Genomic DNA, 23,974 nt, shown 5'->3' with positions numbered 1-23,974 from the left:
GGCGAGGCTACTCCCGCACCCTTTGGCCGGAAGGGCTGTGGCGGCGGGAGACCCCTCTCGGGGCGCGGAGCCGTGGCGGCAGAGCGCTCCCGGGGCAGGGCTCTCCCGAGGCAGCGCGTCTCAGTCCAGCGGTCGCGCCGCCCGCCGCACGTCCGCCGCGGGCGGCTCCGGCGCCGGGGAGGCCCGGACGATCGTGATCAGCCGGTCCGTCAACTGGAGCTCGCCGATGGCGGGATCGTCGTACGCGAGCAGCCGGTGCCCCCGTACGACGCTGACGACCAGGTCCTTCATCTCGCGCACTCCGCGCCCGACCTCGGCCTTTATGACCGGCCTCTCGACCAGGTCGAGACCGCTGCCCTGCTGGATGAGGTCCTCCATGACCACGCCCGCGCTCGGGCTGAGCACCGACAGGCCAAGGAGCCGTCCCGCCGCGCTGGCGCTGGTGATGACGGCGTCGGCGCCGGACTGCCGCAGCAGCGGCGCGTTCTCCTCCTCGCGGACCGCGGCCACGATCTTCGCCTGCCGGTTGAGCTGCCGCGCCGTGAGCGTGACCAGGACCGCCGTGTCGTCGCGCTGGGTCGCCACGATGATCCGGCGGGCCTTCTGCACCTCGGCCCGCAGCAGTACGTCACTGCGCGTCGCGTCGCCGACGACTCCCGCGTAGCCCTCCGCCGTGGCCGCGTCGACGACCTTCGAGCTGGGGTCGACGATCACGACCTGCTCGGGCTTGAGTCCCGTCGCCTGCACGGTCTGGATCGCGGAACGGCCCTTGGTGCCGAAGCCGACGACGACGGTGTGGTCACGCAAGTTGGACCTCCAGCGGGAAAGCCGCCATTCCTCACGGGTGCGTTCCGTCAGCACTTCGAGCGTGGTGCCGACGAGGATGATCAGGAAGAGCACGCGCAGGGGCGTGATCAGGAAGATGTTGGCCATCCGCGCGCTGTCGCTGTGCGGGACGATGTCGCCGTACCCGGTGGTGGAGAGCGTCACGGTGGCGTAGTACGAGGCGTCGAGGAAGTCGATCGTCCCGTTCGCGTTGTCGTGGTAGCCGTCGCGGTCCACGTACACGATGAGGATGGTGAGCCCCAGCACGAACATCGCCATGAGCAGGCGTTTGCCGACCTGGCGCAGCGGGCGTTCGACGACGCGCCTGGGGAGTTTGACGCGGTGCGTGACGAGGTGTTCGTCGGCTTGGCGCGCGATCGCGTCATGGCCGGGCAGTTTCACGTGAAACACACCTCGCTGAAGGGGTCCGCCGAGCCGTTGGGCCCCAACTCACCGTGCGATCCGCCTGGTTCGGTCCAGGGCAGATCGAGGATCTCCACTTCCTGGCGACGGCGCGCACCGCCCGGAGGCACCACCGCGAGCCCGTCGGCCACGGCGATGCCCCGCAGCATCGCGGGTCCGTTGTAGTGCAGCGGCACCGCGTACTCGGCGCGCAGGACGACCGGCACGAGACGGGTGTCGTGCGGATGCCCGTGTACGTCGTCCCGCAGGGGCGCGGTGTACGGCTCGGCGGCGGGACGGCCAGCGAGGCCGCGCAGCAGCGGATCGGCCAGGGTGAGCAGGCCGGAGACGGCGGCCAGGGGGTTTCCGGGGAGGCCCACGAGGTGGCGTGGACGGCCCTTCGCGTCGGTCCGGTCCGGCGAATCCGGCGCGCCTTCGGCCCCGCTGGGGGCCGCGGAGGGCGCATCGGGGAGGCGTGCGAGCAGCATCGGGTGGCCGGGGCGCACCGCGACCCCGTCGACGAGCAGTTCGGCACCGAGGCGGCGCAGCGCGGGGTGGACGTGGTCGACGGGTCCGGACGCGGTGCCGCCGGTCGTCACGACCACGTCGGCCGTGGACCGGGCCAGGGCCTCGTGGAGGGCTTCCGCGTCGTCGCCGAGGCGGCGTACGGCGGTCACCTCCACGCCGAGCGCGCGGAGCCAGGGCGGCAGCATCGGGCCGAGCGCGTCCCGGATGCGGCCTTCCTGGGGCAGCCCCTCGGTGAGCAACTCGTCGCCGAGGACCAGGACTTCCGCGCGGGGCCGCCGCGCCACGGGCAGCGCGTCGTACCCGGCCGCGGCGGCCAGGCCGAGCACTGCGGGCGTCACCAGGGCGCCGGGCGGCAGGAGTTGGTCGCCCGAGCGGCACTCCTGGGCGCGCGGGCGGATGTCCTGGCCGGGGACGACCTCGCGCTGGGCGTGCAGCTTGTTCTTGTCGTCCACGCGCGCGTGCTCGCTGCGGATGACGGCGGTGGTGTCCTGCGGGATGCGGGCACCGGTCGCGATCCGCACCGCCTCGCCGTCGCCGAGCGGCTCGGGCCGCTCCTGTCCGGCCAGGATGCCGTCCGCGAGGACCGTCCAGGGGCCGGGGCCGGCCACGGCCCAGCCGTCCATCGCCGAGGTGTCGAAGGAGGGCAGGTCGGTGAGGGCGGTCAGCGGTGAGGTGAGGACGCGGCCCAGGGTTTCGGGCAACGGGGTCGGCACGGGAGCCGCCGCTGCCGGCGGGGCGCCGGCCCCGCGGGACACGGCGCGGGCCTCGGGCCAGGCGGTGGCTCGGGGTCGGGGCTGTGTGCCGTCGGGGGGCGGGGCGCTCGCGTCGGTGGGCGGCGCGGGGGCGGGGCCGGGCTGGGGCTGGGGCTGCGGGCGGGGTTCGCGGCTGGGGTCGGCGGGGGGTGCGGAGGCGTGGGGCACGCTCGCGGGCCCGGGTGCGGGCGCGGTGCCCGCTCCGGAGGCGGAGCCGGATGCGGACGCGGACCCGGCCCCGGGCCCAGCCGCGGTCGCGGTCGCGGTCGCGAACCCTGAGCCGGTCGCGGTCGCGGACTCTGAGCCGGGCGCGGGAGGCGCGCTCGCGGCTCGGGTGGCGGCGCGGTCCTCGTTCACCAGGGCCAGTGCCTCGTCCAGCTCGGCGTCGGCCGAATGGCCCCCGCTCATCGGGCGCCCGGATTCTCGTCGGCCGGGGCGGCGTGCGGGCTGCCGGAAGCGTCGTCCGGCGCCGCACCGGCGGGGGCGCCGGACGCCGCGCCGGTGGACGCCGCACCAGTGGGGGCGCCGGACGCCGGCGCCCCGCCCGTGTCCCCTTCCTCCGCCCAGCGGGCGGCGAGCGCGGCCGCCTTGCGCGCCGCCTCCGCGACGGCCTGCGGCCCGCCGCTCGCCCCGGCGAGCCCCGCCGCGTACCCGACCAGGAAGGTGGTCAGCGGCGCGGCGGGCCGGGCCACTCCGTGCGCGGCGTCGCGGGCGAGGTCGAGGAGGGTGCCGGTGTCGACGTCGAGGTCGATGCCCAGTTCGTCCTTGACTGCGGAAATCCATTCATCCAAAACCACGTGCCCATGCTCCCTGATCCGCGCGCGGGCGGCGGCGATGTCGTCCCAGGTGTCGCAGTCGAACGCGGCCAGCGGCTCGGCGATCCGGGCCAGGTCGAGGCGTTCGGTGAGCAGCCGCAGCGGCAGCCCGGCGAGCCCGGAGCCCGCGCGGGCGGGGTCCCCGGCAGCGATCCGGGCCAGTTCCCGCCGCAGCGCGGCGCTCCGGTAGGCGGCGACGAGCGGCTGGTCGCGGCCGTCGGGGTCGGTGAGCAGCGCGCCGTCCCCCGAACCCACCGCGGCGACGAGGGCGCGTACCGTCCGCTCGCGCAGGAACGGCAGGTCGGCGGAGAACACCACGACCAGGTCCGCGGCGGTGCGGCGCAGGCCCGCGTCGAGCGCGGCCAGGGGCCCGCCGCCCGCGGGCTCCTCGCGGGCCCACACCACGGGGCGCGCGGTGGGCCGGGGCGCCGCGACGACGACGGTCGTCGCCGCGCCGGAGCAGGCGGCCAGGACGCGGTCGAGCAGCGCCCTGCCGCCCACGCGTACACCGGGCTTGTCCGCGCCGCCGAGCCGCGCCGCGCGGCCTCCCGCGAGCACGACGGCGTCGAACGCCACCGCCGGGCCCGTGTTCGAGGTCATCTTCCGAGTATGGGCGCACGAGATGTCAACGCCACCCCTTATGGGTGCCCCTCAGGTCTCGTGTTCCTCACAGGTGTGGGGGCCCGACGCGTGAGGACGCCTCCCGGCAGGGGCCTCGGCCCTTGTCCGGGAGGCGCGGCCGGGGCCCGGTCACACCTTGCGCAGCAGCACCGCCGGCTGTTCGACGCAGTCCGCCACGAACCGCAGGAAGCCGCCCGCCGTGCCGCCGTCGCACACCCGGTGGTCGAAGGTGAGCGACAGCTGGACGACCTGCCGGACCGCCAACTCCCCCTGGTGGACCCATGGCTTGGGCACGATCCGGCCGACGCCGAGCATCGCCGCCTCGGGGTGGTTGATGATCGGCGTGGATCCGTCGACGCCGAACACGCCGTAGTTGTTCAACGTGAACGTGGACCCCGTCAGTTCCCCGGGCGTGAGCGTCCCGGCCCTGGCCGACTCCGAGAGCCGTGCGAACTCGGCACTCAGGGACTCCGTGTCGCGCGCGTGCGCGTCCCGTACGACGGGCACGACGAGCCCGCGCTCGGTCTGCGCGGCGAACCCGAGGTGGACCTCGTCGAGCTGGACGATCTCGCGCGCCTCCATGTCGACCCTGGAGTTGAGCTCCGGGTGCCGGGCGAGGGCCGCCGTGCAGATCCGGGCGAACAGCGCGAGCAGGGACACCTTCGGTCCGCCCGCCGCGTTCATCGCCACGCGCGCGTGCATCAGCTCCGTCGCGTCCGCGTCGACCCAGGTGGTGGCGTCCGGTATCTCCCGGCGGCTGCGGGACAGCTTGTCGGCCACGGCACCGCGCACACCGCGCAGCGGAACGCGCGTCCCGGAGCCCGCGGCACGGCGCGCTGCGGGCGCGCCCTCCCGGGTGCTGCCGAAGGTGGCGCCGAGGCCCGTCGCCGTGGTGCGCGCGGTGGCGGTCGCCGGGGCGGGGGCCGCGAGCGGCGCGGCGGCGGCCGCCCTCATGACGTCCTCCACGTCGGCCCGCAGGATGAGCCCGTCCGGGCCCGAGCCCGCAAGGTCCCGCAGGTCCACGCCGTTCTCCCGCGCCAGCTTGCGGACGAGCGGCGAGATCACCGGCACGGGGCCTTCCTCGAACTCGGTGCCGTGCCCGGCGGACTCGGTGCTGTGCCCGACGGACCCGGTGCCGTGCCCGGCGTCGAGGCTCCGGCCGGGGCCGCTCGCGGGCGCCTCCGCGCGGGCCTCCGCGCGGGCCACAGGCGCCTCCCTACGGGCGGCCGGGGAGCCCGCCGCCACGTCCCGCGCGGGGCGTATCCGCCGCCTCCTGGCGGGCGCCGCTCCCGTGCCGTAGCCGACGAGTACGTTCCCGGACGACTCGTCCGCCGCGGCCGGGGCGTCGGCGGCTTCGGAGAGGGCGTCGTCCGCCGCCCCGCCGCTCGCCGGGGCGCCCACCGCCGGAGTGCCCACCGCGACCGTCAGCAGGGGTGCCCCCACCGGCAGTTCGGTGCCCTCCTCGCCGAAACGGGCGGTGATCACGCCCGCGTACGGGCACGGGACCTCGACCATCGCCTTGGCCGTCTCGACCTCCACGACCGGCTGGTCCACTTCCACCACGTCGCCGACCTGCACCAGCCAGCGGGTGATCTCCGCCTCCGTGAGCCCCTCACCGAGGTCGGGCAGTTTGAACTCCAGGACCTGGGCCATCAGTTCTCCGCCTCCCACTGCAAGCGGGCCACGGCGTCCAGGATGCGGTCGACGCCCGGCAGGTGGTGCCGCTCCAGCATCGGCGGCGGGTAGGGGATGTCGAACCCGGCGACCCGCAGCACCGGCGCCTCCAGGTGGTGGAAGCAGCGCTCGGTGATCCGTGCGGCGATCTCCGCGCCGGGCCCGCCGAAGCCGGTCGCCTCGTGCACCACGACCGCGCGCCCGGTGCGCCGCACGGACGCGGCCACCGTCTCGTCGTCGAACGGCACCAGGGAGCGCAGGTCGACCACTTCGAGGTCCCAGCCCTCCGCGCGCGCCGCCTCCGCGGCCTCCAGACAGACCGGCACGGAGGGGCCGTACGTGATCAGCGAGGCGCTGCGCCCGGTGCGCCGCACCACGGCCTTGCCGAGCGGCTCCACGGTCTCCGGAGTGTCCGGATTCCACTCGGCCTTCGACCAGTACAGGCGCTTGGGCTCCAGGAAGACCACGGGGTCGTCGGACGCGATGGAGGCACGCAGCAGGCCGTAGGCGTCGGCGACCGTGGCGGGCGTGACGACATGGAGCCCCGGCGTCGCCATGTAGTACGCCTCGGAGGAGTCGCTGTGGTGCTCGACGCCGCCGATCCCGCCGCCGTACGGCACCCGGATGGTGATCGGCATCGGCATCGCGCCCCGGGTGCGGTTACGCATCCGCGCCACGTGCGAGATCAGCTGCTCGAACGCGGGGTACGCGAACGCGTCGAACTGCATCTCCACGACGGGCCGCAGGCCGTACATCGCCATGCCGACCGCTGTCCCCAGGATGCCCGCCTCGGCCAGCGGCGTGTCCGTGCAGCGGTCGTCGCCGAACTCCTCGGCGAGCCCGTCGGTGACGCGGAAGACCCCGCCGAGCGTGCCGACGTCCTCGCCCATGACGTGCACGGTCGGGTCGTCGGCCAGCGCGTCGCGCAGGGCCCGGCCGAGCGCCTGCCCCATGGTGGCCGGTTTCACGGCGACAGTGGTCATCGGGCTGCTCCGTCCGACTCGTTCTCGGCCTCCAGCTCGGCCCGCAGCTGCGCTGCCTGCTCGCGCAGTTGGGAGGTCTGCTCGGCGTACACGTGGGTGAACAGGTCCATCGGGTCGAGCTCGGGGTCCTGGTTCATCCGTTCCCTCAGGTCCGCCGCCATCGCCTCGGCGTTCTCGCGCACCGTGGCGGCGCGGTCCTCGTCGAGCAGCCCGCGCGCGGTCAGCTCCCGCTCCACGAGCAGGACCGGGTCGTGGTCGCGCCAGGCCGCGACCTCGTCGTCCTCGCGGTAGCGCGTGGCGTCGTCCGCGTTGGTGTGCGCCTCCATGCGGTACGTCACCGCTTCCACGAGCGTGGGGCCGCCGCCTTCGCGCGCGTGCCGCACGGCCTCGCTGAGCACCTGGTGCACCGCGACCGCGTCGTTGCCGTCCACCAGGCGGCCCGGCATGCCGTAGCCCACGGCCTTGTGCGCCAGGGAGGGGGCGGCCGTCTGCTTGTCCAGCGGCACGGAGATCGCGAAGCCGTTGTTCTGCACGAGGAAGACCACCGGCGCCCGCCACACGGCCGCGAAGTTCAGCGCCTCGTGGAAGTCGCCCTCGCTGGTGCCGCCGTCGCCGACCATGGCGAGCGCGACCACGTCGTCGCCCTTCAGGCGCGCGGCGTGCGCGAGGCCCACCGCGTGCGGAAGCTGGGTCGCGAGCGGCGTGCACAGGGGCGCTATCCGGTGCTCACGCGGGTCGTACCCGGTGTGCCAGTCGCCGCGCAGGAGCGTCAGGGCGCGCACCGGGTCGAGGCCGCGCGCGACGGCCGCGAGGGTGTCCCGATAGCTGGGGAAGAGCCAGTCGCGCTCCTCCAGGGCGAGCGCGGCGGCGATCTCGCACGCCTCCTGGCCGGTGCTGGACGGGTACACCGCGAGCCTGCCCTGCTTGGTCAGGGCCGTCGCCTGCGTGTTGTACCGACGCCCGCGGACCAGTTCGGCGTGGAGGCGCAGCAGCAGCTGCGCGTCCGCCTCGGCCGCGGCCTCGGTGCCGAGCACCCGGAACGGCGCCGCGTCGGGCAGCAGCGGCTCAGGGTCGGTCCTGAGCTGCCATGCGGGGGGCGGGGCGGGTCGATAGGCGCCCCGCTGCTCCATGACCGTCATGACGGCACCTCCTGGGGGGATGCTGAGGGAAGCGGTCTCCTCGTGGGAGCTGCAAAAGAGGCGCGGCGATGTGATGCGCCTCACCTACCGATTGTTCGGTCGTTGGCACATTTTGGCTACAGGCACCTCCAGGCTGTGGACAAACGGTTCTGCACAGCCTGGGATGGACGCATTACGTCCATGGTAAGGAGGCGGGGGGACATGGCAGCTGAACGAATGGCCGACAGGCAGGACGGGGGCCGACCGGAACCACCGCCCCGTCCGCTGGACGCCATCGACCGCGACATCCTGCAGATCCTGCACACGGACGGTCGCGCCTCGATACGTTCCGTGGCGGAGCGCGTCCATGTGTCGCGGGCGAACGCCTACGCGCGCATCAACCGGCTCATCGAGGACGGTGTCATCCGCGGCTTCGGCGCCCGGATCAACCACGAAAGGGCAGGCCAGGGCGCTTCCGCATATATCACCCTGAAGATCGTCCAGAACACCTGGCGCACGGTCCGCGACCAGCTGCGCACCCTGCCGGGGGCGTCCCACATCGCCCTGGTCAGCGGCGACTTCGACGTACTGCTCCTGGTGCACACGCCCGACACGCGCGCACTGCGCGAGCTGGTCCTTACCCGCCTCCAGTCCATCCCCGAAGTCCTGAGCACGCGCACGCTGCTGGTCTTCGAGGAGGACGACCTGGAGACGGAGGGCTGAGGCGCGGACGGTGCGCGCCGACCGGTACGCCGACGGTTTCAGCCGTCGGCGTACCGGCCGTCCTCAGCCGTCCGTACGCAGCCCCGCGAACGCCAACCGCACGACCGCGTCGGCGATTTCCGCCCCGTCGGCGGCACCACGGCTGTCCGGCCGGTACCACTCCACGACGGAATTGATCATTCCGAAGAGCAGCCTGGTGGCGAGGCGCAGCTCGACGTCCGAGCGCAGGTCGCCGTCCGCCGCGGCCTCCTTGAGGAGGGCCGCGACCTGGTGGTCGAAGTCCCTGCGCCGCTCCATCGCCCAACGCTCGGTGTCGGTGTTGCCCCGTACGCGCAGCAGCAGCGTCACATAGGGCAGCTCGTCCACCAGCACCTCGACGGTGCGACGCGTGACGTACTCCAGGCGGTCCACCGCCCTGCCCACGCGCGCGTGCTCTTCGGAGAGGACCGCGAAGAGGCCGTCGAGCGCCCGGTTCACCGCGCGCCGCAGCAGCTCCTCCTTGCCCGCGACGTGGTGGTAGATCGACGACTTGGAGATGCCGGCAGCCTTGGAGAGGTGCTCCATGGACGTGCCGTCGTAGCCGCGCTCGTTGAAGACCCGCACGGCGACTTCGAGCAGGGTCTGCGGGGTGTAGGTGTCACGTCTCGCCGTGGTCATCCGTTCTCCTCCTGAGCGGCCGCGAGGCGCAGCCCCGGAGAGGGGGCGTAGCGCCCCGAGGGGTACTCGCTGTGCACGTCGTCGAGGAACTGGGCCACCCAGTAGAGGCCGAGTGAGGCTCCCCAGGAGAGCGGTCCGCGCGGGTAGTTGACGCCCAGGCGCATGGCGGTGTCGACGTCGTCCGCGTCGGCCACCTCGCGCGCGACGGCGTCGTGCGCGAAGTCGACGAGCATCGCGACGGTACGGGCCACGATCATGCCCGGGGTCGCGCGGATGACGCTGACCTTCTTGCCGAGCGCCTGGAAGAGTCCCACGGCCTCGCTGAGGTCCTGGTCGCTCACGCGCACGTCACGGGCGAGCGCGACCCTGGTGGCGCTCGCGTAGTCGAGGGCCAGGTCGAACTCGATCGTGGGCTCCGCCATGGCGTGCACGGACGAGCCGGAGACGAGGGCGAGACGCGCCCCGCCGGGCAGCTCGATCCAGCCCGGGTACGGCGCCCGCGCGGACTCCTCGCGGTCCACGCGGATGCCCGCGGCCTCGATGAGCCCGACCAGCGCCGCGGCCTGGAACAGCTCGCCGCGCAGGGTGACGGACGCCGGCGCGTCGGCGGGCTCGGCGGTGTGCGGCTCGGCGCGCGGCGCGTCGTCGCCGTACGCGTACCAGCCCTGCCCCGACTTGCGCCCCAGGCGGCGCGACTCGACGAGACGGCGCTGGGCGAGGGACGGCGTGAACTTGGGGTCCTGGAAGAAGGACTCCCACACCGAGCGCGTGACGGCCTCGTTCACGTCCTGGCCGATGAGGTCCGTGAGCTCGAAGGGGCCCATCTTGAAGCCGCCGCACTCGCGCAGCACGGCGTCGATCGTCGCCGGGTCCGCGGCCCGCTCCTCATGCGCGCGCAGCGCCTCGGCGTAGTAGGGGCGCGCGACGCGGTTGACGATGAACCCGGGGGTGTCGGCGCAGCGCACCGGCGTCTTGCCCCAGGCCCTCGCCGTGTCGTACGCGCGCGTGGCGGCCGTCTCGTCGGTCGCGGAGCCGCTGACGACCTCGACGAGGGGCAGTAGCGGCGCCGGGTTGAAGAAGTGCAGTCCCACGAAGCGGCCGGGCCTGGTCAGCGCGCCCGCGATGGCGGTCACGGACAGGGAGGAGGTGTTCGTCGCGAGCAGACAGTCCTCGGAGACGACGCTCTCCAGGTCCTGGAACAGCTTCTGTTTGACGTCCAGTCGCTCCAGGACCGCCTCGACCACGAGTCCGCATCCGGCCAGCTCGGCCAGGCCGTCGACGGCCTGGAGGCGCCCGGCAGCGGCGGCACGGGCGTCCGCGTCGAGGCGGCCCTTGGCCACGAGCCGGTCCAGGCGGGCGGTGATCGCCTCGGCCGCCGTCTTCGCGAAGCCGGGCACGGCGTCGTACAGCCGCACCGGGTGTCCCGCCACCAGCGCGACCTGGGCTATGCCCTGGCCCATGGTGCCGGTGCCGACCACGGCGACCGGGCTGCTGAGATCGAGTGCTGTCATGCTCGCGATCCTCCCGCACAAGGGTCTTGGCCAGGGGTTCGGGGTGGGAGGGGGCGGTTTTCCACAGCTTTGGCAGACCCTCTTGTCCCGACCGATCGTTCGGTTACTCTAGCTCTGTCCAGCTGTTCCTGCCCACTGCCCCTGCCCAGCTCGCCAGCTCGAAGGAGAGCTGACTCGACGAGGAGTTGGTCCCTCATGGCCGCCGAACTCACCGCGCACCAGCTGATCGCCAAGCACCGGCCCACGCTCGACCAGGCCCTTGAGGCCATCAGCACGCGCGCGTACTGGTCGCCGCACCCCGAGCACCCCAAGGCCTATGGGGAGAACGGCAGCTTGAGCCTGCCGGAAGGCAAGACCGCCTTCGAGTCCCTCCTGAACGGCCGATTCGACCTCGACCAGCCCGGCACCGACGACTGGACGGGCGCGGAAGTCTCCCCCTTCGGCCCCGAGTTGGGCATCACGTATCCGCACCCGGACGTGGACACCCTGCTCCCCGCAATGCGCGCGGGCCTGCGCGCCTGGCGCGACGCGGGCGCCGAGGCGCGCGCGGCGGTCTGTCTGGAGATCCTCTCCCGCATCAGCGCCCGCACGCACGAGTTCGCGCACGCGGTCATGCACACCAGCGGCCAGGCCTTCATGATGGCGTTCCAGGCGGGCGGCCCGCACGCCCAGGACCGGGGCCTGGAGGCGGTGGCGTATGCCTATGCCGAGCAGTCCCGCACCCCGGGCACCGCCGAGTGGAACAAGCCCCAGGGCAAGCGCGACCCCCTGGTCCTCACCAAGCGCTTCACCCCGGTCGGCCGCGGCATCGCCCTGCTGATCGGCTGCAACACCTTCCCGACGTGGAACGGCTACCCCGGACTCTTCGCCTCCCTCGCCACGGGCAACGCGGTCCTGGTGAAGCCCCACCCGCGCGCGGTGCTCCCGCTCGCCCTGACCGTGCGGGTCGCCCGCGAGGTGCTCACCGAGGCGGGCTTCGATCCGAACCTGGTCGCGATCGCCGCCGAGCGCCCCGGCGAAGGCATCGCCAAGACCCTCGCCGTCCGCCCCGAAATCAAGATCATCGACTACACGGGCTCCACGTCCTTCGGCGACTGGCTGGAGACCCACGCCCGCCAGGCCCAGGTCTACACGGAGAAAGCCGGTGTGAACACGGTCGTCATCGAGTCGACCGACAACTACAAGGGCATGCTGGCGAACCTCGCCTTCTCCCTGTCGCTGTACAGCGGTCAGATGTGCACGACCCCGCAGAACCTCCTCATCCCGCGCGAGGGCATCGCGACGGACGCGGGCGCCAAGTCGTACGACGAGGTGGTCACGGACCTCGCCGGCGCGGTGAGCGGCCTCCTGGGCGACGACGCCCGGGCCAACGGCATCCTGGGCGCCCTGGTCAACCCGGACGTGAAGGCCCGCCTGGAGGCCGCGCCCGGCATCGGCGAAGTCGCCCTGCCCTCACGGGAGATCGCCAACCCGGAGTTCCCGGACGCCGTGGTGCGCACCCCGGTGATCGTGAAGCTGGACGGTGCGAAGCCGGACGCCGAGGCCGCGTATCTGAGCGAGTGCTTCGGCCCGGTGTCGTTCGCCGTCGCCGTGGACTCCGCGGCGGACGCGGTGGACCTGCTGCGGCGCACGGTGCGCGACAAGGGCGCCATGACGGTCGGCGCGTACACCACGTCCGACGACGTCTCCTCCGCCGTCGAGGAGGCCTGCCTGGACGAGAGCGCCCAGCTGTCACTGAACCTGACCGGCGGGGTCTATGTGAACCAGACCGCGGCGTTCTCGGACTTCCACGGCTCCGGCGGCAACCCGGCGGCGAACGCCGCGCTGTGCGACAGCGCCTTCGTGGCCAACCGCTTCCGGGTGGTGGAGATCCGCAAGGAGGCGTGAGCGAGCGGCCCCGGGCCCGGAAGCGGCCCGGCCCCCGGGGCGGAGGCTCAGTCCTGCGCCCCCGGCAGCCCGCCCGCCGGGCCGTGGAGCGACGACCAGTGGAACAGCGCCATGCCGACGCTCGTCGCCAGGTTGTAGCTGGACACCTGCGGCCGCATCGGCAGGGACACCAGGTGCTCGGCGCGCGCACGCAGCTCCGGGGACAGGCCGCTGCGCTCGGACCCGAAGGCGAGGACGGCGTCGTCGGGGAGCTTAAGACCCCGGATGTCCTCGCCCTCGGCGTCGAGCGCGAACGCCGGGCCCGGGGGCAGCTCAGCGATGTCCAGGCGCTCCACGGCCGTGGCGAAGTGCAGCCCCGCACCGCCGCGGACCACCGTGGGATGCCAGGGGTCGAGCGTGCCGGTCGTCACCACGCCCGTCGCGCCGAAGCCGGCGGCGAGCCGGATCACCGCCCCGGCGTTGCCGAGGTTGCGCGGATCGTCGAGGACGATCACGGGCGCGGTCCGCGGCCTGCTCGCCAGCACCTCCAGGTTGGCCGCACGGGACGGGCGGACCGCCAGGGCGGCCACCGCTGTGGGGTGCAGCCGGGGCACCAGGGCGCGCAGCGTCGCGTCGTCGGTCTCGGCGAGCAGCGCGTCGAGCGCGTCCGCGACATCCGGCGCGAGGTCCGCCGCGAGGGCGAGCGCGGCCGCCTTGTCGCTCGTCAGCGCCACCGGGACGCGCGCGCCGAAGCGCAGCGCGTGCTTCAGCGCGTGAAAGCCGTCCAGCAGCACCGACGTCCCGGCGAGCTCCCGCCACCCGCGCACCGCGTCCGCCGTGCCCGGCCCGCCGCCCTCATCCGTACCGCTCATGCACCGAAGCCTACGCGCGCGTGCTCGGCGCTCTCCTGGGCGCTCTGACCGCCCTGCGGGGCCGTCTCCGGCGCCGCAGGACCCCGGGAGAGGCGGGAGCCCCGGGAGAGGCGCGACAGCGGCAGACGGGCGGACAGCGCCCCACGCGCGCGTGCCACCCACGACCCGACCCGCCGCAGGAACGACGTCGGCAGGAACACCGCGTCGGCCGCGATCATCGCGAGCGAGAAGAACGGGAGGCCGAGGACCACCGCGATGACGGCGTGCTCACAGATCATCAGCGTCAACAGCACGTTCTTCACGCGCCGGTTGAGCAGGGTGAACGGGAAGGCGACCTGCACGATCACCGTCCCGTAGGTGATGATCAGGATCATCACGCCGTGCGAGGACAGCAGCTCGGACAGTGTGGGCCAGGGCGAGAAGTAGTCCAGGTTCAGCGGGTAGTAGACCGCCGTCCCGTCCTGCCAGCGGCTCCCCTGGATCTTGTACCAGCCCGCCGTCGCGTAGATCAGACACGCCTCGACCATGATCACGAGCAGGGCCGCGTTGTGCGCGAGGTTGGCGACGACGTCGAGCAGCAGCCGCTGCGCTCCGCGCGGCGCGTACCGTCCGGCGGCCCACCACAGCCCCTGGGAGGCCCACAGACCCCAGAAGAGCACCAGCCAGAACCAGCCGAGCTCATCCATGCCCGTCACGAGGGCCAGCGCGGTCCCGAGCACCGCCCACAGCACGGGGCCCACCCGGTCCACGCGCCACGCCCCGTCCGCCTGCTCGGTGCCGTCCGCACGCGCGCGTGCCCGCCGTCGCGCGTCCAGGGACCACACCTGGCCGCAGCGCGTGAACACCAGGTAGATCGCCATCAGATGGATGACGTTGTCACCGCCGTCGCCCATGAAGATGCTGCGGTTCTGCAGCGAGAGGACGCCGATCATGAACAGCACGGACATGGTCCGCGTACGCCACCCCACGAGGAGCAGCGCGCTGGTGAGCACGGCGAAGCCGTAGACGAACTCGAACCAGAGCTGCGCGTCGGACCACATGAGCACCGTGAACGCGTCGTTCTCGGAGATCAGCTGCCGTGCCATGTCCCAGCCCCACGGGCTGTCGGGCCCGTACAGCTCGTCGCGGTGCGGCAGTTCGCGCAGCAGGAACAGCAGCCACGTCGCCGCGAAGCCGATGCGGACCACCGCGGACTGGTACGGACCGAGGGCCTGCGCGGTGACGCGCTGGAGCCCCCGCCCGAGGGGGTCGAGACGCGGCACTGTGCGCTCCTTCGGACTGCTCACCGGGCACCGCTCCCCTCGGCGGCGACGTCCCGCCGCGCCCGCGTGTCGTCGGCGAGCGGCAGGTCGTCCGGGGTCACCGACCACCACGGCAGCAACCGGAGGACCGGTTTCACATTGGCCTTCTCATCACTCCACTTCGGCGGCCGCACACCCGTCGTCCGCGACCGGACCTGCACCTGGTCGATCGACTCACCGCGCGCGAGCGGCTCCTGCCGGTCGATGCGCAGCAGCACGATACGGCGGACGTAGCGCTCGGAGATCTCACCGCGCAGACCGGTGGCACGATTCTGCGCGTCGTGCGTCGAGACGAAGAAGTCCCAGGCCCGGCGCAGTTCGTTCTGCTGGGTGTGGCTCGGCAGGAGGTTGTGGTCGATGGCCGCGCCGTCCTGCGCCGACAGGTCGTACCAGTCCGTGATCCGATGGCCGCCGTCCGCGGTGCGCAGCTGCGCACGGGCCTGCACCGCGACGTTCTGCTGAAGCGGATTGGGCGCGAACAGCTTCCAGTTCTGCTCGAACTCCGGGTACACCCAGTCGTAGATCTTCTTGCCGTGCTCCTTGCTCAGGGTGTTCGCCGGGGCGACGTGCAGGAACATCATCCCGAGGTGTACGCAGACGGTGACGGCGACCAGCGCGAGCGCGAGGGCGGCGGCGAGCTGGTAGCCGCGGGGGAGACCGGCGATGCCGGTGGGCGGGCCGAGCGGGGGGCCGTCGTCGGTCGAGGAGCCACCACCGCCGGGCACGTGCGCCTCATGTCCCTCAGGGGCCTCATGTCCCTCAGGTGCCTCACCCTTCACAAGGGCCTTACCTTTCGCAGGGGCCTCCTCAGCCCCACACGACGCTGAAGGCACCACGGCTCCGTCCGACGCAGATGGCCTGTCGGCCCCGTCCGGCGCAGAGGACCCGTCAGGCCCGACAGGCCCGTCCCGCGGGCCCTCGTCGTAGGCGTCCATTCCGTCCCGTTTCCCGTTCCCGCACCGAACCCTGCCGCCGGAACCGTACTCAGGCCTGCCCGCCAGGCACAGCGCCGCGGAGGTTATCCACAGGGTTGACACCTTATGGCGAGGCGCCGCACCATTGAATTGCGGCGGACCGAACGATCGGTCGGGAGGCCGTCGAAGGACGCAGAGACTGCCCGAGGTCGAGGGGGACCGAGATGGCGACAGCGCACAAGGCGCCCGACGTGGCGAGGGACGGGGCTGCGGCCGCCGCCGTGGTCACGGACATCACCGAGCTCGAGGCCGTCTTCGACGCGGCCGTGGCGGCCGACGAGCGCATCGAGCCCCGCGACTGGATGCCCGACGCCTATCGCGCGACGCTCGTGCGCCAGATCGCGCAGCACGCCCACTCCGAGATCATCGGCATGCAGCCGGAGGCGAACTGGATCACGCGCGCCCCGTCGCTGCGCCGCAAGGCGATCCTGATGGCCAAGGTCCAGGACGAGGCGGGCCACGGCCTGTATCTGTACAGCGCGGCGGAGACGCTCGGTGTCAGCCGCGACGAGCTGCTCGACAAGCTGCACTCGGGCCGCCAGAAGTACTCATCGATCTTCAACTACCCGACGTTGACGTGGGCGGACGTGGGCGCCATCGGCTGGCTCGTCGACGGCGCAGCGATCACCAACCAAGTCCCCCTGTGCCGCTGCTCGTACGGCCCGTACGCACGCGCGATGGTCCGCGTCTGCAAGGAGGAGTCCTTCCACCAGCGCCAGGGGTATGAGCTGCTGCTCGCCCTGAGCCGCGGCACCCCCGAGCAGCACGCCATGGCCCAGGACGCCGTGGACCGCTGGTGGTGGCCCTCCCTGATGATGTTCGGCCCCCCGGACGCCGAGTCGTCGCACTCCGAGCAGTCCATGACCTGGAAGATCAAGCGCCACTCGAACGACGAGCTGCGCCAGCGCTTCGTGGACATCTGCGTCCCCCAGGCCGAGTCCCTCGGCCTCACCCTGCCCGACCCCGACCTGCGGTGGAACGAGGAGCGGGGAGAGCACGACTTCGGCCCCATCGACTGGAGCGAGTTCTGGTCGGTCCTCAAGGGCAACGGCCCGTGCAATGAGCAGCGCCTCACCCAGCGCAAGCAGGCCCACGACGAAGGCGCCTGGGTGCGCGACGCGGCGGCCGCGTACGCCGCCAAGCACAGCGACCACGACAAGGACCGCCGCCCCGCGGCGCCCGGCACCCCGGCGGAGGCGACCGCATGAGCAACTCGACCGAATGGCCCCTGTGGGAAGTGTTCGTGCGCTCGCGCCGCGGCCTCTCCCACACCCACGCGGGCAGCCTGCACGCCCCGGACGCCGAAATGGCCCTGCGCAACGCCCGCGATCTGTACACCCGCAGAAGCGAAGGCGTCTCCATCTGGGTCGTGCCGTCGGCCGAGATCACGGCCTCGTCCCCGGACGAGAAGGACTCCTTCTTCGAACCGGCCGCGGACAAGCCGTACCGCCACCCGACGTTCTACGACATCCCGGAAGGAGTGAAGCACCTGTGACCACCACACCCCGCACCGCCGACATCGCGGCCCTGGCCCTCGGCGACGACGCGCTGGTGCTCTCGCACCGCCTGGGAGAGTGGGCGGGCCACGCCCCCGTCCTCGAAGAAGAAGTCGCCCTGGCGAACATCGCCCTGGACCTCCTCGGCCAGGCCCGCGTCCTGCTGTCCCTCGCCGGCGACGAGGACGAGCTGGCGTTCCTGCGCGAGGAGCGCGCCTTCCGCAACGTCCAGCTGGTCGAGCAGCCGAACGGCGACTTCGCCCACACCATCGCCCGCCAGCTCTACTTCTCCACCTATCAGCACCTGCTCTACGCCCGACTGGCCACCACGGACAGCGAGTTGGCCCCCTTGGCAGCGAAGGCCGCCAAGGAAGTCGCCTACCACCAGGACCACGCCGAGCAGTGGACGCTCCGCCTCGGCGACGGCACGGCGGAGAGCCACGAGCGGATGCGGCACGGCCTGGACGCCCTGTGGCGGTACACAGGAGAGCTGTTCCAGCCGGTGCCCGGCCTGGACATCGACTGGCAGACGCTGCGCGAGCAGTGGACCACCACTGTCACCACAGTCATCGAGAAGGCCACGCTCACCGTCCCGGAAGGCCCGCAGAGCGGCGCCTGGACGGCGGGCGCCGGACGCGAGGGCCTGCACACGGAGTCGTTCGGCCGGATGCTCGCCGAAATGCAGCACCTGCACCGCAGCCACCCGGGGGCATCATGGTGACCACCGCCCCCACCGCGCTCGAAGAGCGGCTGCTCGCCCTGGCGGGCTCGGTGCCCGACCCCGAGCTGCCCGTTCTGACCCTCGCCGAGCTGGGCGTGGTCCGCGCCGTCCACGTCAGCGCCCCCGGCCGGGTCGAGGTCGAACTGACGCCGACGTACACCGGCTGCCCCGCGATCGAGGCCATGTCCGCCGACATAGAGCAGGTCCTCCACGACCACGGCGTGGCCGACGTCAAGGTCCGCACGGTGCTCTCCCCGGCCTGGTCCACGGACGACATCAGCGCCGAAGGCCGCCGCAAGCTCGCCGAGTTCGGCATCGCCCCGCCCCGCCCGCACGCCGCCGACGGGCCCGTACCGCTCACCCTCGCCGTCCGCTGCCCCCACTGCGGCTCCACCGACACCGAGCTGCTCAGCCGCTTCTCGTCCACGGCCTGCAAGGCCCTGCGCCGCTGCGTCGCCTGCCGCGAACCCTTCGACCACTTCAAGGAGCTGTGATGGCGCGCTTCCACCAGCTGCGCGTAGCGGCCGTCGAGCAGCTCACCGACGACTCCGTGGCCCTGACCTTCGACGTCCCCCCGGCTCTGCGCGAGGACTACCGCTACACCCCGGGCCAGCACCTGGCCCTGCGCCGCGTCGTCGACGGCGTCGAGATCCGGCGCACCTACTCGATCTGTTCCTCGGCCCCGGCCCCCCAAGCCGCCGGGGAACCGAGCACGTTGCGGGTCGGCGTGCGCGTGGTGGACGGCGGCGCCTTCTCGACGTACGCGCACAAGGAAATAGCCGTGGGCGACGAGCTGGAGGTGATGACCCCGGCGGGCCGCTTCACCCTGGACCCCGCCCCCGGCCGGTATGCGGCGGTGGTCGGCGGCAGCGGCATCACCCCGGTGCTCTCCATCGTCACCACGCTCCTGGAGCGGGAACCGCGCGCCCGGTTCTGCCTGATCCGCAGCGACCGCACCACGGCGTCCACGATGTTCCTGGAGGAGGTCGCCGACCTCAAGGACCGCTGGCCGGACCGGTTCCAGCTGGTGACGGTGCTCTCCCGCGAGGAGCAGCAGGCCGGGCTCACCTCCGGGCGGCTTGACGGGGAGCGGCTCGCGGCCCTGCTGCCCGCCCTTCTCACGGTGCCCGAGGTCGACGGCTGGTTCCTGTGCGGCCCGTACGGCCTGGTGCAGAGCGCGGAGCGGACCCTGCGGTCCCTCGGCGTGGACCGGCGCCGCATCCACGAGGAGATATTCCACGTCGACGACGCCCCCCAGGCGACCGCGACCGTCCCAGTGCCTGAGCACAGCACGGTCACCGTGACTCTCGACGGCCGCTCCGGCACCTGGCCGGTGCAGTCGGGCGAGACGCTCCTCGACACGGTGCTGCGCAACCGCGCGGACGCGCCGTTCGCCTGCAAGGGCGGCGTCTGCGGCACCTGCCGGGCCTTCAAGGTCTCCGGCGACGTCCGGATGGACCGGAACTTCGCGCTGGAGCCGGAGGAGACCGAAGCCGGATACGTCCTGGCCTGCCAGTCCCACCCGACCACGGACAAGGTGGAGCTGGACTTCGACCGCTGAGCCCGGCCGCGTCGGCGCCCACCGCCAAAGCGGCAGCTGTTCCCATCCGCTAGAACCTGTTCTATCTTGACGACCCGTCAGAACTGACGGACGGGGCGAACGGACACGACCGGGCCGGCGCGCGTGGGAGGACGAACAGTGGACTTCACCTTCACCGAGGAACAGCAGGCGGCGCTCGAAGCGGCCCAAGCGCTCTTCGCCGATGTCGTACCGGACGGCGTGCCCAGCCCTTCGCTCACCCCCGGTGCCGTCGCCGATGACTTCGACCGCGCCCTGTGGGCCAGGCTCGCCGAGGCCGACCTGCTCAGCCTGCTCCTCGCCCCCGAGCACGGCGGCTCGGGCCTCGACGCCATCGCGCTCTGCCTGGTCCTGCGCGAAGCGGCGAAGGTGCTCGCCCGCGTCCCGCTCCTGGAGTCCAGCGCGGCCGCGTACACCGTGCAGACCCACGGCGGCGACGAGTTGAAACAGCGGATCCTCACGCGGGCCGCCCGCGGCGAGGTCGTCCTGACCGTCGCCGCGCACGGCCGCACCGGTCACGACGGCGCCGAACTCGCCGTCTCCGCACGGCCCGACGGCACCGACTGGCTGCTCGACGGCGCCCAGACCGCCGTGGCCTGGGCGTACAACGCCGACTTCATCCTCGTACCGGCCACCGCCCCCGAAGGCCGTACCGTCCTCGCCCTCGTCCCCCGCGCCGCCCAGGGCCTCAGCCTCGCCGAGCAGACCTCCACCACCGGCGAACGCCTCGGCGAACTACGCCTTGACTCCGTGCGCGTCCCCCACGCAGACCTCATCACCACCGAAGGCGCCTGGGAGTTCCTGCGCGACCTGCTCACCACCGGCACCTGTGCGCTCGCCCTTGGCCTCGGCACCAGGGTGCTTCGCATGACCAGCGAATACACCGGCAAGCGCGAGCAGTTCGGCCACCCCATCGCCACCTTCCAGGCCGTCGCGGTCCAGGCCGCCGACCGCTACATCGATCTGCGCGCGATGGAAGCGACCCTCTGGCAGGCCGCCTGGCGCCTGAGCACACCGGACCGCACGGCACCGGGCGACGGGCTGCTGCCGGTCGCCGCCGACATAGCCGTGGCCAAGACCTGGGCCGCGGACGGCGTACGCCGCGTCGTACAGACGGCACAACACCTGCACGGCGGCTTCGGCGCCGACACCGACTACCCCCTGCACCGCTACCACGCCTGGGCCAAGCACCTGGAGCTCTCCCTCGGCCCGGCGGCAGCCCACGAGGAAGCACTGGGCGACGTACTCGCCGCGCACGCACTGGGCTGAGACGGCACGCGAAACAGCGCCCGGAGCCCGCCGACCAGGGCACGGCTCCACACGGGACGCCACCGGGGCGCCACCACGTGACAGTGCGCGGCGCGGTCGCCGTGGAGGCGACGGCCCTAGATCACCGTGCCCGGCTGGCCCTTGTCATCGACGACCGGCTTGCCGGAGGCCTCCCAGACCTGCATGCCACCGTCCACGTTGACCGCGTCGATGCCCTGCTGGGCGAGGTACATCGTCACCTGCGCCGAACGGCCCCCGGACCGGCAGATCACATGCACCTTGCCGTCCTGCGGCGCCGCCTCGGTCAACTCCCCGAAGCGGGCCACGAAATCACTCATCGGAATGTGCAGCGCGTCGGCCGCGTGACCGGCCTGCCACTCATCGTCCTCGCGGACGTCGAGCAGAAAGTCGCCGTCCGAGAGATCAGCGACCGTGACCGTGGGCACACCAGAACCGAATTCCATGCGTCCGACGCTACCCGACCCCCGCGCCACGACTCCGCCCGTCCGCCCACAGCGGACGGACCGCCGCGGAGCGCCCGGCCACCGCCGCTCACGTCGCGGTCAGCCGCTCCAGCTCCGCCTCGCGCTCCGCGACCTGCGCGAGCAGCTGCTCGGCGATCTCCTCCAGCAGCCGGTCGGGGTCGTCCGGCGCCAGCTTCAGCATGGAGCCGATCGCGCTCTCCTCCAGCTCGCGCGCGACCACGGCAAGCAGTTCCTTGCGCTGCGCGAGCCACTCGAGCCGGACGTACAGCTCCTCGCTGGGGCTGGGCCGCCGCTCCTCGGGCACCGGCCCGGCGTCCCACTCCGCGAGGAGCTCCCGCAGCGACGCCTCGTCACCGCGGCCGTACGCCGCGTTCACCCGGGCGATGAACTCGTCACGCCGCTGCCGCTCGTCCTCGTCCTGCGCGAGATCGGGGTGTGCCTTGCGCACCAGTTCCCGGTAGAGCTTGCGGGCCTCGTCGCTCGGCCGCACCCGCTGCGGCGGCCGCACCGACTGCTCGGTCAGCATCGCGGCGGCCTCGGGCGGCAGCCCGTCGCCGTCCATCCAGCCGTGGAACAGCTCGTCGACCCCCGGCATCGGCAGCACCCGCGCCCGCGCCTCGTCGGCCTTGCGCCGGTCCTCCGGATCACCGGACCGCTCCGCCACCGCCTCGGCGATCTGCGCGTCCAGCTCGTCGAGGCGCGCGTACACGGGGCCGAGCTTCTGGTGGTGCAGCCGGGAGAAGTTCTCCACCTCGACCCGGAACGTCTCCACCGCGATCTCGTACTCGATCAACGCCTGCTCGGCCGCCAGCACAGCCCTCTCGAGCCGCTCCTCAGGCCGCGCACCACCCTCAGGGGGCGCTCCCTCGGGCGACTCGTCCTGTGCTTGCTCGGCTTCCGGGGTCGTCACCAGGCCAGCGTAGGCCACGGGCCGGGCGGCCCCGCGCCCAGAACCCACATCCGCCGCGGTCCCGCTCAGACCCCCGTCTCGGCGGGCACCCGCCCTCCCGCACGGCGGCGGCGAGCAGCGCGTGGTCCGCCTCCGTGCGGTCGGCGTAGGCGGTCGCGAAGTCGGCCATCGCCTCGTCCAGCTCGTCGCTCTTGCCGCAGTACCCGGCTATGAGCCGGGGGTCCGCGCTGTGGGCATGGGCGCGGGCCAGCAGAGCTCCGGTCATGCGGCCGTAGTCGTCCAGCTGGTCGGGGGCGAGCGCGGCCGGGTCGACGCTGCCCTTGCGGTTCCTGAACTGCCGTACCTGGTAAGGGCGTCCGTCGATCGTGGTCCAGCCGAGCAGGAAGTCGCTGACGACCTGCATCCGCTTCTGGCCGAGCACGACGCGCTGGCCCTCGTGGGCGGCCTCCTGCTCCTTGAAGCCCGCCGTCGGCAGGTGGGGCAGCAGCGCCGAGGAGCACGCCTCCTTGACCTGGAGGACCAGCGGCTCGCCCCGGTGGTCGAGGAGCAGCACCACGTAGGAGCGCAGCCCGACGCTCCCGGTGCCGACGACGCGGAACGCCACGTCCTGGATCGCGTACCGCGCGAGCAGGGGCAGCCGGTCCACCGCCAGCGTGTCGCGGTACTCACCCAGCGCCAGGGCCACCGCCGCGGCCTCGGCGTCCGGTACGCGGCGCAGGACCGGGGGCGCGTCGACGAAGCGCCGGGGTGTGACCCCGCCGTGGTCGTCCCCTGCGGCGGTGACGGGCTCGGTCGACTTGGCCGCGAAGCGGGCGCTCGTGTTCTGCCGCGCCTTCTGCGAGACCCGGTCGAGGGTGCCGAGCAGGTCGCGTGCGTCGGTGTGGGAGACCAGCTCCTCGTCGGCTATCGCGTTCCACGCGTCGAGGACCGGGAGTTTGGCGAGCAGTCGCATCGTGCGGCGGTACGCGCCGACGGCGTCGTGGGCGGCTTCCTTGCAGGTGTGCTCGGAGGCGCCCGCCTCGCGGCCCGCGAGGACCAGGGAGGCGGCCAGACGTTTGACGTCCCACTCCCAGGGGCCGTGCACGGTCTCGTCGAAGTCGTTCAGGTCGATGATGAGGCCGCCGCGCGCGTCCCCGTACAGACCGAAGTTGGCCGCGTGGGCGTCGCCGCAGATCTGCGCGCCGATGCCGGTGGTGGGGGTGCGCGCGAGGTCGTACGCCATGAGTCCGGCCGAACCGCGCAGGAAGGCGAAGGGGGTCGCGGCCATCCGGCCGGTGCGGATGGGGGTGAGCTCCGGGAGCCGGCCCTTGTTGGTCTCGGCCAGGACGGCGAGCGGGTCGGGGCGGTGGGCGTCCTCGGCGTACTCCGCGTGCGCGGAGCGCGGGACGCGGGCGCGCAGGGCCTTGCCCTCCTGCTTGGGCTTCGGGTGCCGTCCCGCCCCGTGCGTGGGCAGGTGCGCGAACCCGTCCACGTGCGGCACCCGCCGGGCGGCCTCCGACCCCCGCGGCCCCGGCACCACGGCCCCGGCCCCGGCGTCCGCGACTGCCCCGGCGCGCTCGCCTCCGCCCGGCTGTCCGTCCGGCTGTCCGTCCGTGCCACCGCCGAGCGGCCCGCCCATGCCGGATGTGTCGGTTGTCTCAGTCACGGCCATCGCCCCCCCGAATTCCGGAGTCCGCGGAGCCTCGTCGGCGCGTGCGCCCCGTCCGGGGCGGCGCCGTGGAGCGGCGTCGCGAACATCAACTGGCTTCGACCGTACCGCCGCGAGCGAATCCCCGTCACAGCCTGTGGATAACTCCGGCTCGACGCTCATGGCCGTCACCGCGTGACATACGTCACCGCCCGGCGAAGAGGGGCCGGCCACCCCGACACAGACGATCCGACCAGCGGACCCG

The 23,974-nt window shown here is 72.9% G+C and carries 21 protein-coding genes and 1 pseudogene; 8 read left to right on the top strand and 14 right to left on the bottom strand.

Annotation, left to right across the window (positions count from 1 at the left end; genetic code table 11):
- Positions 1-120: 120 nt before the first annotated feature.
- The 6 genes from CP982_RS22060 to pdhA all read right to left on the bottom strand — a co-directional run bounded on the left by CP982_RS22060 (position 121) and on the right by pdhA (position 7,739).
- Positions 121-1,236 carry a potassium channel family protein gene (locus tag CP982_RS22060; protein ID WP_184925125.1) on the bottom strand — a complete coding sequence of 372 codons (1,116 nt, stop codon included), beginning with the start codon at positions 1,234-1,236 and terminating at the stop codon, positions 121-123.
- Positions 1,224-2,915 carry a molybdopterin molybdotransferase MoeA gene (locus CP982_RS22055; protein WP_221515017.1) on the bottom strand — a complete coding sequence of 564 codons (1,692 nt, stop codon included), beginning with the start codon at positions 2,913-2,915 and terminating at the stop codon, positions 1,224-1,226. Before CP982_RS22055 ends, CP982_RS22060 begins: the two co-directional genes overlap by 13 nt.
- Positions 2,912-3,922, bottom strand: a complete 1,011-nt coding sequence (locus CP982_RS22050) for a DUF6457 domain-containing protein (protein ID WP_150512102.1) — start codon at positions 3,920-3,922, stop codon at positions 2,912-2,914. The genes CP982_RS22055 and CP982_RS22050 overlap by 4 nt, the downstream gene beginning before the upstream one ends.
- A gap of 150 nt (positions 3,923-4,072) precedes the next feature.
- The gene (locus CP982_RS22045; protein ID WP_150512101.1) at positions 4,073-5,596 is read right to left on the bottom strand and encodes a dihydrolipoamide acetyltransferase family protein; all 1,524 of its coding nucleotides are present in this window, start codon (positions 5,594-5,596) and stop codon (positions 4,073-4,075) included.
- Positions 5,596-6,600 (bottom strand): alpha-ketoacid dehydrogenase subunit beta, encoded by a 1,005-nt coding sequence (locus CP982_RS22040; RefSeq protein WP_150512100.1) that lies wholly within the window; start codon positions 6,598-6,600, stop codon positions 5,596-5,598. Before CP982_RS22040 ends, CP982_RS22045 begins: the two co-directional genes overlap by 1 nt.
- On the bottom strand, positions 6,597-7,739 hold the full coding sequence (gene pdhA, locus CP982_RS22035; RefSeq protein ID WP_150512099.1) for a pyruvate dehydrogenase (acetyl-transferring) E1 component subunit alpha: 1,143 nt from the start codon (positions 7,737-7,739) through the stop codon (positions 6,597-6,599). Before pdhA ends, CP982_RS22040 begins: the two co-directional genes overlap by 4 nt.
- 201 nt (positions 7,740-7,940) lie before the next feature.
- Between pdhA and CP982_RS22030 the strand changes: the two genes are divergently transcribed.
- A complete protein-coding gene (locus CP982_RS22030) occupies positions 7,941-8,441 on the top strand; it encodes an Lrp/AsnC family transcriptional regulator (RefSeq protein WP_372503394.1) in 501 nt (166 codons plus the stop codon).
- Between the two features lie 63 nt (positions 8,442-8,504).
- Here CP982_RS22030 and CP982_RS22025 read toward each other — a convergent pair whose 3' ends face one another.
- Positions 8,505-9,098, bottom strand: coding sequence for a TetR/AcrR family transcriptional regulator (locus CP982_RS22025; RefSeq protein ID WP_150512098.1), 594 nt, complete (start codon positions 9,096-9,098; stop codon positions 8,505-8,507).
- Positions 9,095-10,609, bottom strand: a complete 1,515-nt coding sequence (locus tag CP982_RS22020) for a 3-hydroxyacyl-CoA dehydrogenase (protein WP_150512097.1) — start codon at positions 10,607-10,609, stop codon at positions 9,095-9,097. Before CP982_RS22020 ends, CP982_RS22025 begins: the two co-directional genes overlap by 4 nt.
- Before the next feature lie 195 nt (positions 10,610-10,804).
- On the opposite strand from CP982_RS22020, the gene paaN reads away from it, so the two are divergent.
- Positions 10,805-12,496 carry a phenylacetic acid degradation protein PaaN gene (gene paaN, locus CP982_RS22015; protein ID WP_150512096.1) on the top strand — a complete coding sequence of 564 codons (1,692 nt, stop codon included), beginning with the start codon at positions 10,805-10,807 and terminating at the stop codon, positions 12,494-12,496.
- Between the two features lie 47 nt (positions 12,497-12,543).
- On the opposite strand, the gene CP982_RS22010 is transcribed toward paaN, so the two are convergent.
- Genes CP982_RS22010 through CP982_RS22000 form a run of 3 tightly spaced genes read right to left on the bottom strand, consistent with a single transcriptional unit; the run spans position 12,544 to position 15,583 of the window.
- A complete protein-coding gene (locus tag CP982_RS22010) occupies positions 12,544-13,347 on the bottom strand; it encodes a TrmH family RNA methyltransferase (protein WP_150512095.1) in 804 nt (267 codons plus the stop codon).
- Positions 13,344-14,633, bottom strand: a complete 1,290-nt coding sequence (locus CP982_RS22005) for an HTTM domain-containing protein (RefSeq protein ID WP_229878946.1) — start codon at positions 14,631-14,633, stop codon at positions 13,344-13,346. The genes CP982_RS22010 and CP982_RS22005 overlap by 4 nt, the downstream gene beginning before the upstream one ends.
- A complete protein-coding gene (locus tag CP982_RS22000; RefSeq protein WP_150512093.1) occupies positions 14,630-15,583 on the bottom strand; it encodes a DUF5819 family protein in 954 nt (317 codons plus the stop codon). Before CP982_RS22000 ends, CP982_RS22005 begins: the two co-directional genes overlap by 4 nt.
- A gap of 203 nt (positions 15,584-15,786) precedes the next feature.
- Between CP982_RS22000 and paaA the strand changes: the two genes are divergently transcribed.
- The 6 genes from paaA to CP982_RS21970 all read left to right on the top strand — a co-directional run bounded on the left by paaA (position 15,787) and on the right by CP982_RS21970 (position 20,687).
- A complete protein-coding gene (gene paaA, locus CP982_RS21995; RefSeq protein ID WP_150512092.1) occupies positions 15,787-16,830 on the top strand; it encodes a 1,2-phenylacetyl-CoA epoxidase subunit PaaA in 1,044 nt (347 codons plus the stop codon).
- Positions 16,827-17,117: a 1,2-phenylacetyl-CoA epoxidase subunit PaaB gene (gene paaB, locus CP982_RS21990; protein WP_144319962.1), complete on the top strand. Its 291-nt coding sequence runs from the start codon at positions 16,827-16,829 to the stop codon at positions 17,115-17,117. Before paaA ends, paaB begins: the two co-directional genes overlap by 4 nt.
- Positions 17,114-17,839, top strand: coding sequence for a 1,2-phenylacetyl-CoA epoxidase subunit PaaC (paaC, locus tag CP982_RS21985; RefSeq protein ID WP_229878945.1), 726 nt, complete (start codon positions 17,114-17,116; stop codon positions 17,837-17,839). The genes paaB and paaC overlap by 4 nt, the downstream gene beginning before the upstream one ends.
- On the top strand, positions 17,833-18,333 hold the full coding sequence (gene paaD, locus CP982_RS21980) for a 1,2-phenylacetyl-CoA epoxidase subunit PaaD (protein WP_150512091.1): 501 nt from the start codon (positions 17,833-17,835) through the stop codon (positions 18,331-18,333). The genes paaC and paaD overlap by 7 nt, the downstream gene beginning before the upstream one ends.
- Positions 18,333-19,400, top strand: coding sequence for a 1,2-phenylacetyl-CoA epoxidase subunit PaaE (gene paaE / locus CP982_RS21975; protein WP_150512090.1), 1,068 nt, complete (start codon positions 18,333-18,335; stop codon positions 19,398-19,400). The genes paaD and paaE overlap by 1 nt, the downstream gene beginning before the upstream one ends.
- A 138-nt stretch (positions 19,401-19,538) precedes the next feature.
- Positions 19,539-20,687, top strand: coding sequence for an acyl-CoA dehydrogenase family protein (locus CP982_RS21970; RefSeq protein ID WP_150512089.1), 1,149 nt, complete (start codon positions 19,539-19,541; stop codon positions 20,685-20,687).
- 116 nt (positions 20,688-20,803) lie between these two features.
- Here the strand turns inward: CP982_RS21970 and CP982_RS21965 are convergent, their stop codons facing one another.
- The 3 genes and pseudogenes from CP982_RS21965 to CP982_RS21955 form a co-directional block, all read right to left on the bottom strand.
- Complete coding sequence (locus CP982_RS21965; RefSeq protein ID WP_150512088.1) at positions 20,804-21,133, bottom strand: rhodanese-like domain-containing protein; 330 nt, start codon at positions 21,131-21,133, stop codon at positions 20,804-20,806.
- Between the two features lie 106 nt (positions 21,134-21,239).
- Positions 21,240-22,082 (bottom strand): J domain-containing protein, encoded by an 843-nt coding sequence (locus tag CP982_RS21960; protein WP_150512087.1) that lies wholly within the window; start codon positions 22,080-22,082, stop codon positions 21,240-21,242.
- A gap of 65 nt (positions 22,083-22,147) precedes the next feature.
- Positions 22,148-23,700, bottom strand: a pseudogene (locus CP982_RS21955) (DUF2252 domain-containing protein).
- Positions 23,701-23,974 lie beyond the last annotated feature (274 nt).

The organism is Streptomyces spectabilis, assembly GCF_008704795.1.
Lineage (GTDB): Bacteria > Actinomycetota > Actinomycetes > Streptomycetales > Streptomycetaceae > Streptomyces > Streptomyces spectabilis.
The sequence above is the reverse complement of the archived record's forward strand: the minus strand, read 5'-3'. Positions and strand labels throughout refer to the sequence as shown.